This is a genomic window from Pseudomonas argentinensis, from assembly GCF_001839655.2.
Classification (GTDB): Bacteria; Pseudomonadota; Gammaproteobacteria; order Pseudomonadales; family Pseudomonadaceae; genus Aquipseudomonas; species Aquipseudomonas argentinensis_B.
This window is the reverse complement of record NZ_CP056087.1, coordinates 1,705,813-1,718,048: the sequence shown is the minus strand read 5'-3', so window position 1 is coordinate 1,718,048 and position 12,236 is coordinate 1,705,813. Positions and strand designations below refer to the sequence as shown.

5 protein-coding genes and 4 pseudogenes are annotated in these 12,236 nt (G+C 57.8%); 2 read left to right on the top strand and 7 right to left on the bottom strand.

Annotated elements, in window-relative coordinates:
• Positions 1–128 precede the first annotated feature (128 nt).
• Both SA190iCDA_RS07505 and SA190iCDA_RS07500 read left to right on the top strand, forming a co-directional pair.
• The gene (locus SA190iCDA_RS07505; protein ID WP_070884184.1) at positions 129–1,772 is read left to right on the top strand and encodes a Na/Pi cotransporter family protein; all 1,644 of its coding nucleotides are present in this window, start codon (positions 129–131) and stop codon (positions 1,770–1,772) included.
• Positions 1,772–3,163: a M16 family metallopeptidase gene (locus tag SA190iCDA_RS07500; RefSeq protein ID WP_070884185.1), complete on the top strand. Its 1,392-nt coding sequence runs from the start codon at positions 1,772–1,774 to the stop codon at positions 3,161–3,163. Before SA190iCDA_RS07505 ends, SA190iCDA_RS07500 begins: the two co-directional genes overlap by 1 nt.
• A gap of 69 nt (positions 3,164–3,232) precedes the next feature.
• Here the strand turns inward: SA190iCDA_RS07500 and SA190iCDA_RS23360 are convergent.
• The 7 genes and pseudogenes from SA190iCDA_RS23360 to SA190iCDA_RS23355 all read right to left on the bottom strand — a co-directional run.
• A pseudogene (locus SA190iCDA_RS23360) lies at positions 3,233–3,909 on the bottom strand (transposase).
• 109 nt (positions 3,910–4,018) lie between these two features.
• A complete protein-coding gene (locus tag SA190iCDA_RS07490; protein ID WP_083329700.1) occupies positions 4,019–4,342 on the bottom strand; it encodes a hypothetical protein in 324 nt (107 codons plus the stop codon).
• A 16-nt stretch (positions 4,343–4,358) separates the two neighbouring features.
• A complete protein-coding gene (locus SA190iCDA_RS07485; protein ID WP_139159434.1) occupies positions 4,359–4,682 on the bottom strand; it encodes a hypothetical protein in 324 nt (107 codons plus the stop codon).
• Between the two features lie 9 nt (positions 4,683–4,691).
• Positions 4,692–5,355: pseudogene (locus tag SA190iCDA_RS07480) on the bottom strand (DNA/RNA non-specific endonuclease).
• 230 nt (positions 5,356–5,585) lie between these two features.
• Positions 5,586–6,268: pseudogene (locus SA190iCDA_RS07475) on the bottom strand (transposase).
• 169 nt (positions 6,269–6,437) lie between these two features.
• Positions 6,438–6,875 carry a hypothetical protein gene (locus SA190iCDA_RS07470; RefSeq protein WP_139159435.1) on the bottom strand — a complete coding sequence of 146 codons (438 nt, stop codon included), beginning with the start codon at positions 6,873–6,875 and terminating at the stop codon, positions 6,438–6,440.
• A pseudogene (locus SA190iCDA_RS23355) lies at positions 6,875–11,845 on the bottom strand (hemagglutinin repeat-containing protein); the annotation flags it as partial. The gene SA190iCDA_RS07470 and the pseudogene SA190iCDA_RS23355, both read right to left, overlap by 1 nt.
• Between the last annotated feature and the right edge of the window lie 391 nt (positions 11,846–12,236).

The window sequence follows — 12,236 nt, the reverse complement described above, 5'->3', positions numbered from 1 at the left end:
GCGAACCTGTGCTGAAAGATTATGAACAAGCTCTAAGAGGCGGCGGTGTTGGTGACCACACCTCAGCGAACGCCGTCATCGGCATATCCCGGCTCCGGGATCGATTCTGCGTATCAGGGAGATGCGTGATGTTGACGCTGCTCAATCTGCTGTCCGCCATTGCCCTGCTCATCTGGGGCACCCATATCGTGCGCACCGGCATCCTGCGGGTATATGGCTCGCAACTGCGCCGGGTGCTCAGCCACAACGTCGGCAAGCGGCCGATGGCTTTCGTGGCCGGTATCGCCGTCACCGCCCTGGTGCAGAGCAGCAACGCCACGGCGCTGCTGGTCACCTCGTTCGTCGGCCAGGGCCTGATGGCGCTGACCCCGGCGCTGGCGATCATGCTCGGTGCCGATGTGGGCACTGCGCTGATGGCCAGGGTGCTGACCTTCGATCTCAGCTGGCTGTCGCCGCTGCTGATCTTCCTCGGTGTGGTGTTCTTCCTCTCGCGCAAGCAGACCCGCGCCGGCCAGCTTGGCCGCGTGGCCATCGGCCTGGGGCTGATGATCCTCGCCCTGCAGCTGATCGTTGCCGCCGCCACACCGATCACCGAGGCCAAGGGCATCCACGTGCTGTTCGCCTCGCTGACCGGCGACCTGCTGCTCGACGCGGTGGTCGGCGCGCTGTTCGCCCTGGTGTCCTATTCGAGCCTGGCTGCCGTGCTGCTCACCGCCACGCTGACCGGCTCCGGGGTGATCGGCCTGCCGGTGGCCATCGGTCTGGTGATCGGCGCCAACATCGGCAGCGGCGTGCTGGCCTTTCTCAACGCCAGCATGCAGAGCCAGGCCGGCCGCCGCGTGGCCCTGGGCAGCCTGCTCTACAAGCTGATCGGCCTGCTGCTGGTGATTCCGGTGCTCGACCCGCTAGCGCACTGGCTGGACGGCCTGAACTGGCACCCGGCCGAACTGGTGATCGGCTTCCACGTGCTCTACAACACCCTGCGTTGCCTGCTGATGCTGCCGACCCTGGGCCTGATGGCGCGCTTCTGCAACTGGCTGCTGCCTGATCGCCCGGACCTGAACGCCGTCGCCAAGGCCCGCCACCTCGATCCCACGGCGCTGTCCACGCCAAGCCTGGCACTGTCCAATGCGGTGCGCGAAACCCTGCGCATCGGTGATCTGGTCGACACCATGCTCGGCCATCTGCAGGATGCCCTGCGCGGCAGCCAGCCGATTCTCGCCAAGGACCTGCGCCGTATCGACGACGATATCGACGCCCTGTACACCGCCGTGAAGCTCTATCTGGCCCAGGTCCCCCAGGAAGACCTGAGCGAAACGGACAGCCGCCGCTGGGCCGAGATCATCGAGTTTTCCTCCAACCTGGAACGGGCCGGCGACCTGATCGAACGCATGCTCGGCAAGATCCAGGACGAGAAGACCGCCCAGCGCCATGCCTTCTCCGAAAGCGGCCTGGAAGAACTCACCGCGCTGCACGAACGCCTGCTCGGCAACCTGCGCCTGGGCCTGTCGGTGTTCTTCTCCGCCGACGCTGATGCCGCCCGCCAACTGCTGCGCGAGAAGCGCCGCTTCCGCATCCAGGAGCGCCGGCTCACGCATTTACATGTCGAACGTCTGCATAGGCAGGTGGTCAAGAGTCTGGAAACCAGCTCTCTGCACCTGGAACTGATCGACGACATGAAACGCCTCAACTCGCTGTTCTGCGCAAGCGCCTACGCCGTACTCGGCAGCCACGAAACCGGTGCCCTGCTCGCCGAAGAAGGTGGCGAGTAGTGCCGGCCTTGGCCCGCTCACTGGCGCTGCTGCTGGGTCTGTTGCTGTGCAGCCAATTGTGGGCAGCCGACCGCCTGAAGGTCGAAGGCTACCCGCTGGACAACGGTCTGCAGCTGATCCTCAAGCCCACCGCCGAGCGCGGCCACGTGTCGATCCGCCTGGTGGTCGGGGTCGGCTTTGACCAGTTCGACTGCGACCACAAGGAGCTGCCGCACCTGCTCGAACACCTGCTGTTCAGCGGCATCGACGACAGTGGTGAAGCCGGCCTGGAAGAACGCATGCAGGCTCTGGGCGGCGACTGGAATGCCTTTACCCGCGACAGCGATACCACCTTCGTCATCGAAGTGCCGGCCGCCAACCAGCGCGCGGCGCTCGATCTGCTGCTCGCCGCGCTGTTCAACACCGAATTTACCGCCGAACGCATCGACGCAGCCAAGCGGGTGATCGCTCACGAGAATGGCGAACACCCCGCTGCCTGGCAGCGCCTGCTGGGCGCTTCGAGCAAACGTAACGACGCCACCGAACAGGTGGCCGCCGAGCTGGGCCAGGCCTGCGCCGAGCAGGATTCCCTCGCCCGGCTGGACGTCGCGGCCCTGGAGCGCCTGCACGAACAGTGGTACGTGGCCAACAACATGACTCTGATCATGGTCGGCGACCTGGATCGCCGCCTGCCCGCCTACCTGGAACGGCGCTTCGGCGAACTGCCGCCCGGCCCGATGCCCGAACTGCGCGAACTGCCGGAAAGCACCGGCCACGCCGAGCCCGAGCGCACACTGACCACCGGTCTGGTCGGCGACACCGCCCAGGTCAACCTGATCTTCACCGAGCCCTGGGTCGGCGAACTCGACCAGGGCACCTGGCAGATGCTGCGCGACTACCTGCAATGGGCGGTGTACCGCGATCTGCGCCTGGAACACGGCCTGGCCTACAGCCCCACCGTACTGCGCAGTGCCTACGGCAGCAGCAGCTTCTTCAGCATCAGCGCCGAAGTGGCGCGCGATGATGTGGAGCAGACCGGGCAACGCCTGCACGACCTGCTCCAGCGCCTGGCCAGGGACGGCCTGGACGACGCCACCGTCGAGCGCCTGCGCAGCGTCGCCCTCGCCCGCCAGAACTGGACCGCCCAGGGCAACAGCGCCCTGGCCGACACCTACTGGAGCTCCCTGGGCAGCTACGAAGAGGGCCGCTTCGCCGACCCGGCATCCGAGCTGCGCAAGATCCACACCGCCCAGCTCGATGCGGCGCTGAATCTGTTGCTCAAGCAGCCGAGCTATCTGCGCGTCGAGCAGCCGCTGCTGAGTACTGCCGGCTTGTATGGGGTGGGCGCGGTGGCCGCGTTGATATTGCTGTTAGCGCTAATCGGTCTGGTCAGTTTGCTGCGTCGCCGCTGACGGATTAATGGGTCAGGTTCACTGATTTAGCTGCGTGTCAGAAAAAGGGGACCGAAAAAGGGGACAGATTTATTTTCCGGGATTACGCCTCGGTCTGCCCCGACCTCGTAGTTCAACCCGCAGTCCTTGGATTCTTTCTATTTCATCCACGAAACGAGCACTGCCGGTTAGCTGTCCCCTCTGCAGTGCTGCACGAATCAAATCAATTTCGCTTGATGGAACGGCTTGGCGAATGAACTCTGAGTAACGGATGCGACACTTTTCAGGCGTATCGCCAAGTGCGACGAAGCAAGGATCCATGTCCAGCCAATCACTGTCAGCCTGATCCGTTACCCGCATCCGATGGCTCGACCAGGGATAATCACCCGCCTCAGCAACCATGCGGGCTCGAACCGGGTTCGAAAAAGGGGACAGATTTATTTATTCAGCCGTCGCCATAGACTAAAAATAAATCTGTCCCCTTTTCCATAGTCCCCTTTTCCATAGCGGGTGGCGCGCGCCGCCAGCGCTTTCATCAACTGCCCCAAACCGGCAATGGCTTCACCAGGCGCCAATAGCAGGTGAACATGATTGGTCATCAGGCAATAAGCGTAGACCTTGACCCCGAACGCATCTTTCAACTCGCGTAGGTCAGCTATGTAGCGCTGATAGTCCTGCTCAGCGGCAAACACCACCTGCCGGTTATGCCCTCGCTGCACCACATGATGTGGGTAGTTCGGCAACACAATCCGCCCCATCCTCGGCATAACGACCTCCGTCCGTTGAGACCTTCAGCTTAGCCAATCAGGTAGAAAATAAATTTGTCCCCTTTCCTCGCTATTGCCTATCTTTTGGAGCAACTAGCCTTGGTTCTCTTTAAAAAACCTCATGCCTTAGCAACTTAAAGCCACCACCTTGGCCAATCAGTTTCTCTATATCAGCCGAACGATTTGTAGCGTTTATATAGAGCAAAACTTTATAGCTCGCATAGCTCTGTTCCACTGGATCGCCGTCAAAAGGATCAATATTCAATTTTAAAACAAAATTCTCTGAATCATTCCTGCCCCACATATAGTAAGTACCACCTTGATAAGAGCTATCCCTTTCCTCAAAGGTCTCTCCCAGCGCTCTTTCCACATCGTCTCTCGCCAACATAAGGCATGATTTTTCCGCACCATAGAGATCATACACAATAGTCATTTCGGTAACACCATATCTATTCTTTCGGCCTAGAATAATCATATTCAATGTCAAATTTACCATCTGGAAACAGTGAGAAGGTTAGCCCCCAGATACGTTGCCCCCCTGCAGCAAGAATATCATCCCTAATAAAAAGTGCAGCCTTACCAATATTAATCGAGGAATCAGGCCAACCAAACGCGTCCCTATCAATATTACCAAAGCCTTCAAGCCAGTACGTAGCGCTCGCCATCCTGTCATATATCTCACACTTGCAGCACGCCCGCTCCCATGAACGGCCAGCGGCAAAGTCGACAATACCTCGAGCCAACTCTTCGTATGCATCCTCAACAGTATTCACATCAAAACCTCACTGAACAAAGTCAAAGACCTTCAGTTCTTTATCTATCATCGCATAGACTTTAAAACTACTCGGCCTAACACTACCACCCGGATAGTCTACATCAACTTTCAGACTAACACTCTTTCCGGCCTCAAGCTCTTTGCGTAGAGAGTTCTCCATAGCTTTCCAATCACCGCGGTTCAACGTTGACGCCTGAGGAACAATATTAATCTTATCTCCTGCCCCCCAAGCTGGAAGCAATTAAATGGCCACCATCATCACCAGGGTTTCCACAGCGTCCTACTTGGCACTGTTGATATTTATTTCTATCCATTTTATTTAGGTCAAGCTTTCCACTAACAGACGAAACCCTGCCTGCTGAATCAGTGACGTAGACATGACCATTGCTTAGCTCATAAGCAGTACGAGGTTTCAACTCGCCATTCACCGCACGATCCCAATTCCCTTTACTACCAGCCTGAACGCGCTCAATGGCTAGGCCATCGGTGTTCACTGAAGGACTTTCAGTTTTCCCAGCAGCTGGAGCTGTCTCATTATTGAAACCTGAGCTGGGCTTTCCAGGTGGCGGAGCAATTTCATCTAGTCCGCCTCCTCGCTTCGGAGCAACGTATATTTCCGTCCCGCCTCGCCTCCCACCAGTTGGCAGGGCACCTGTGATTATACTAACCATCAGGTTACCGCCACCAATCAGAAGACTATCTTTGGGCACTTCTTCAAAGAGATCTCTACTCTCAATTTTCTCTGCAACTTTTTTACCAAATACATATTGCAACTCTGCCACATACGCATTCAACTGCTGCCCGAGATCTGTTGCCCCTAATGCTTGTTCAGCCGCAAGCCGAATCACCGCTTTTGGACCTTGGGACCGTGCAGAAAAGGGGACCAGAAAAGGGGACAGATTTATTTTCCGGGATTACGCCTCGGTCTGCCCCGACCTCGTAGTTCAACCCGCAGCCCTTGGATTTTTTCTATTTCATCCACGAAACGAGCACTGCCGGTTAGCTGTCCCCTCTGCAGTGCTGCACGAATCAAATCAATTTCGCTTGATGGAACGGCTTGGCGAATGAACCCTGAGTAACGGATGCGACGCTTTTCAGGCGTATCGCCAAGTGCGACGAAGCAAGGATCCATGTCCAGCCAATCACTGTCAGCCTGATCCGTTACCCGCATCCGATAGCTAGACCAGGGATAATCACCCGCCTCAGCAACGATACGGGCTCGAACCGGATTCAGTTCGATATAGCGGCAGCAGGCAAGCAAGTAGGCGTCTGACTCAACCACGCTGGACTTGTAGCGACTTTCCCAGGGAGTACCGGTTCGCCTTTCTAAGCGGTTCCGATAGCGGGTGGCGCGTGCCGCCAGCGCTTTCATCAACTGCCCCAAACCGGCAATGGCTTCACCAGGCGCCAATAGCAGGTGAACATGATTGGTCATCAGGCAATAAGCGTAAACCTTGATCCCGAAACATCTTTCAACTCGCGTAGGTCAGCTATGTAGCGCTGATAGTCCTGCTCAGCGGCAAACACCACCTGCCGGTTATGGCCTCGCTGCACCAAATGACCTCCGTCCGTTGAGACCTTCAGCTTAGCCGATCAGGTAGAAAATAAATCTGTCCCCTTTCCTTGCTTTCCTTGGTCCCCTTTCCTCCGCGACTCATGCAGGCATCTTCAAGCTATCCGGTTGATCTGCATGGATATTTTGTGGGATTCCTCAGAATCTGTCCCCTTTTCGCCTCTTTTCCACACTTGTAATTCATCGAACAGGAAAATCTCCTACGCATATTGCTACGGATTCGATTAGTGAAGAAATATCCGTGCCAGACAGCTGAAAATGTACCTGGAAGGCAGCATCATCACTATAGCTATACGCTGATCCTTTCGGGTGAAGTGCATAATTCAGATAGACGACCATGCAATTATCCCGAGCAAATCTAAATGCCAACTCCCCTTCGGTGAAAGAGAGTTCAGAATCTAAGGTAGCGCCGCTCTCAATAGCACTCAACCATTCATAAAGAGCCAATATCTCATGAGTGCGCAAAAAAGGCCCCTTTGCGCTCCAACACAAATCTCCGTCAACAGCATCTACTTTAATCTTTACCCAACTGGCATCATCTGGCTCTTTCGCCCCTGGAAACTCATACCCAAGTACACTAATGGAGATTCTTCTCTCCCCACTCGAAAGTTCAAGCATCAATTCCCCCTATTTTTCTCAGGCCTAAACGTGATTACTCTATTTGTCTTCGGGTCTACTATAGCCTCCAAACCTTTGTATCCGAAACCAATCTCTCCATTACCCGCATCAAAGCGAGTTCCATCATTAAATATCTTAGCAATATCGTTAGGGGTAAAAAAGCCGATATTTTTTGTACGGGAGTCCTTTAGACGCCCCACAGCATGATTAGATAGGACAAACCCCGTACCTTGAAACACACCTAATATTTCCTGATGAGTAAGATCTTGCAAGGGCCTATTTTGCGCCAAACCCTTAAGACCTATCTTCTCACTGTACATCGCACCCGGGCTCAACTGGTGCTCAGGGTTCTTATAGCTGGTGCCACCTTGCGGTGTATCTAGCTGCTGCCCACCTGTATGCGGTACAGTTACTATCGATCCTCCAGCATTGTAACCCCCACTTGACGCGTTCTCAGTGTTAACCGGACTAGCACCTGGATTAATTAGCACCCCATAACCCGGACCAAGTGTGTGTATTGGGAAAGAAGTTCCTAATACCAAAGGCCACAGTTCGGCATATAACCGAAGCTGCATCTGTGCGTAGGCACTATCCTTATCCGACATTGAGTTGAAAATTTCTCTCACACTCTCTTGAGTGGAGGGATGAACGGCGGTAACAACAGCCGTCCCCACTAGTGCCCCACCCAGAACCTCAGCACCACTTAGCCCCAAGAAACCAAAAAGTGGGAGAAGTGACTGGCTACCATCATTAGGCTTAGCTTCACTTAGCTTCCCCAGCAGTTCAAAAACTCTAATCGCCGCCTGTGGGTTTTCTACTGCAAGGCGCTCGATCTTTTCACCCAGCGCGTGGGCCTCCACAGTATTCGAACCCTGACTTACCCAATGGAATATTTGCTTTGCAGAGTCTCGACGCTGCCCCTCAGTACCCTTCTCTAACTTTTTATGAGCAATTAAATATTGGCGCACCAGGTGAATAAACACTTGTTGCTGCTGAATATCATCAACATTCTTGCCATCTGCAACGGCTAACGCAGCTGCCGCCAACTGGATAGCAAAAGTCTTGGCGTCCTCACTACTATCAGCATAATTCTCAGCAGCTTTGGCCCAACGCTCAAACGTTTGCATAGGACTTGCCACCGCCTCCACAGAAGACTTGGTCACATACAGATCCGTACGTTCCTCATCGTCTCGAGTGATCTCGTACGCCTTGCTCACATCACGGTTGAGGCCCTCTGCGGAGTCCTGCCCAGTCTGTGCATCGTCACGTACGACAATCTCGCCCTCGCCGACGGTGGCCCTCACAATCTGCTGGCGATCCTTCTCGTACTCGTAACCCTCGACGCTCCAGCCCGTCTTGCCCTTTTCGCCCTTGCCTTCCTGGCTTTTGTCCTGCTGGGTATCTTTTGCATCGTTCTTGCCGTACGAACCGCCGACATTCAGGTAATAACTGTGCTCCTTGTCGTGACCGGCGATATCGCTGAAGCCCAGGGTGCCGGTATCCAGTTTGAGGTTGCCGGTGTTGGAGGCAATCAGTGCACCATCGAGTTGCGTGTGTTCTCCGGTGCGGATGTCCAAACGATCACGCGCGACGATACGGGTTTGATTTTCCACCCACTCGGTAGAGCCGGTGGTCTGCCCGTAGCCGACCGATGCACTGAAGCCAGCTCCTGGGCCGAACGTCGCGGTAGCGCTGACATCGAACTCTCGACCTTTGACTTCTCCCGTATCAGGGAGCGAGGTCACAGTCAGATCACGCCCTACACGGCCGGTGACTTCGTCGCCACTCAGTTGCGCACCACTGATGGCGGTATCTCGGCCACTGGTGAAGTTCAGGCGATCGCCGGCATACAGATAGGCCTCCTGCTGGCGCTGACCTTCGCGCTCAAGGTCGCCCTTGCCGACGTTGACGCTGACATACACACCAACGCCCTCGGAGCCGAAGGTAAAGCCAACTTCGCCGCCGCCGCTGCGGCGAGTGCTTTCGCTATCGCTGGCATTTTGGGCAGCACTGATCTTGAGGTCGTTACCGGCGTTGAGATCGATATCGCGCCCCGCCTCAACTTGCGTACCGATCAGGTTGAGGTCATTGCGGGCATTGAGATTGACATCACGTCCGGCATCGAGCACGGCGCCACTGGCCGTTTCCTGGCGGCCCTCTTCGCCAGCGATGCCACGGCTGCCGCCGATACCAACCTTGAAACCACCACTGGTGCCGGCAACAATCCCACCTTTACCCTGGCTCTGCTGGCTGTCGTAGCTTTGCTCGCCACGGGCGACATCGAGAACGATGTCTCGGCCGCTGACATTGATGTCACGCCCTGACTGAAACTGGGCTCCGCGAACCTGAACGTCGTTGCCTGCTTCCAGGTTGATGTCATTACCTGCTTCCAACGTCGAAGCGCGAGTCCCAACCACAGTCTGACTGACGCTCTGGCGTTGGCTAGTGCTGCCCAAGTGCGCATCGAACGTTGGCCCGGCCATGAATTGGCTAATGGAGTCCACCGCCTTTAGCGTGCTGGATGCCTGGCTGACAGAGTTCTCACCTTTGCCGGCACCGCTTACCGCATCCTTGGTGCGCTCGAAGTTGTGGTTGACCGTAGTGGTGGTGCCGGTGCGCTTCTGGCTCTGCTCCCTCTCGATGCTCGACTGTTCACGAGCGGCATCCACGAGGATGTCGCGTCCGGCTTTCATGTTCAGGTCGTAACCGGCCTGCATGTCAGAACCTTGCTGCCGGATGTCTCGACCCGCACGTACGTCCAGATCAAGTCCAGCATTGATCTGGCTGGCCGCCGCGGTCTGTTCGCTGGTACGAGTCTTGTCCTTGAGCGACTCTGCGCCCACGAAGGTGCTAAAGCCGTTGCCATCTGCGCTCTGCTGCAGGCCCACGGTCTTGGTGTTCTTCCACGAGGTGACTTGTTCGCTGCTGCTTCCTGCAACGACGTTTACATCACGCCCGGCATCGAGCAGCACATTGCGGCCAGCGCTCACACCGCTGCCTACTACATTGATATCGCGCTCGGCGATCAGCGAAGCATCACGTTCGGCATTGACCTGGCTGCCTGCATTGGTAGAGCGGATGATTTCCTGGCCGCTCTTCTTGGCACTGGAGATGGAGATATCACCACCCCAGCTTGGCGTACCCACGGCCAAGCCGACTGCGTCGCTGCCTGACAGACCGAACTTCTTCTTGTACGACTCGCTACGGCTATATGCCTCGTCATTTGCCGATACCAGGTTGATATCCGCAGTGTCCTTTACCAACCCGGCGCGCAGCTCGACATCGTTACCGGCATCGGTGGTACTGGCGCGTAGACGAATGTCGTTGCCTGCCGCGATAACCACGTCGTTGCCTGCTTCCAGTTCGCTGGCGACCTGGGTGGCGCTGGTCTTGAGCTGGCTCTTGCCGCTCTTCGAGAGGCCGAGGAAACCGGATTTGGTTTTCTTGGAGTAGGAGCCATGCTCCTCGACACCGGACAGCACGGCCACATCACCTGCGCCACCAACCAGCAGGTCGTTACCTGCTGTGAGCTGGCTGCCGATGACGGTCACGTCGCGACCACCATCGAGATTCAGGGCGCCATTGGCAGCCTTGCTGGTGTTGACGGTGAGATCGTTGCCCGCCTCGATAACCGAGGCGATGTTGGTGCTGTCGTAGCTTTCCTGCTGTTTGCTGCTGCTACGCCCGAAGGAGCCTTTCTTCTTCTTGAAGTAGTAAGAGGCACTTTCGTCCTTGGCCGACAGGATGTTGATGTCCTGGCTGGCGTCGATGTCGACATCGTTGCCAGCCTGCACGCGGCTGGCGATCACGCTGAGGTCATTGCCCGCCCCAAGACTGATGTCACGACCGGCCTGGATCTCGCTGGACTGCTGGGTGATGCGGTCGTTGCTGGCGGTGACCTTCTTGCTCTTGAAGTAGCTGTGGCTCTCGTCCGCTGCACTGGACAGCACCAGGTCGCGCCCGGCCCCCAGCTCGAGGTCACGGCCTGCCGTGACCTGGCTGGCGACCACCCCCAGATCGCGGCCGGCACTGACCTGCAGGTCGCGCCCCGCACTCACATCGGCGCCCAGTTGGTTTACCCGTTCGTTGAGGAACCAGTCGCCCCGGGACTGATGCTGCACGTCCTGTACCGAGGCGATGGTCACGTCGCGACCGGCCTGGATGCTCAGGTCGCCACGGCTGTCGAGCACGCTGCCGAGATTGCTCACATTGCGCCCGGCCGCCAGGCTCAGGCTGTCGCTCGCTTCGATGCGGGCAGCGCTGTCGACGAAGCTGGTGGCCCAGGCGCGGTCGCCCAGGCTGCTCTGCTGCAGGTTGGTGGTGCGCTCGTTAACGATGTCGTTGCCCGCTACTAGGCTGACATCGCGCCCGGCGATGACGCCGCCCTGGGCGTTGCGGATGCTGTCTTCGGCCAGCAGTTGCAGGCGCTCGTTGGCCTGCAACAGGCCACTGTTGGCGATATTAACCGCCTGCACGTCGAGTGCGCCGCTGGCACGCAGGGTGCCCTGGTTGCTCAGGTCGCCACCGCTGATCAGCGCCACGTCGCGGCCTTGGATCAACGCGCCGTTGGGGGCCAGGCGTCCTTTGGCCTGGGCCAGGTAGAGCACGGGCACCAGGACTTTTTCGCCCGCGACCTCGTGCTCTTCGAGCCAGACGATATCGTGAGTCAGCGCCGCGACCTGCTCGGCGCTCAAGGTCACACCCAGGCTCAGGTTCAGTCGTTCCTTGCTGGCGACGGCGTTGTCCATCAGATAGCGGTACATCGCTTCGTCGCTGGTCAGGCCGGCGAGATAACGCTGGCCCGTGCGCGCCACGATGGCTTCACGCACCAGGCGTTGTTCATAGAGGCCATCGCCCAGGCGCTTCTGCGCTTGATCAGGGTTATAGCCCAGCTTGCCCAGCAGATAGTCGGAGTTGACGAATTGCTTGAGCTCGGTGAGCGCCGGGTTGGTTTCGATCAGGTATCTGTGGGGCTGGGCGACCGGGGTCAAGACGATGATCTGAGCCTGAGGGCTGCCTGCATCGCCCCGCTCAGGGGCCGACGTGACCGTCACCTGGCCGCCGGACGGCACATCGACAGAGGTTCTATCGACCGTCTGATGCTGCGTGACGGTGATCTGTGGCTGACCCGGTTGGTCGACACGCACACCGGTTATCTGCACGCTATCGGCGCCGTCACGCTGGATTGGCTCGAGAGCCGTGCCAGCCAGCACCCATTGCTGGCCGCCGACCGACTCGCGCGCCTGACTGTCGCTACCGGCCTGGCCGCTGAGGCGGAAAAGGCCGTTACCACCGCTGGGCAGGCTGAACCCTGGCAAGGTCAGCGGATTGACCTGTTGCTGGGCGAGGTCGGGGGGAAGT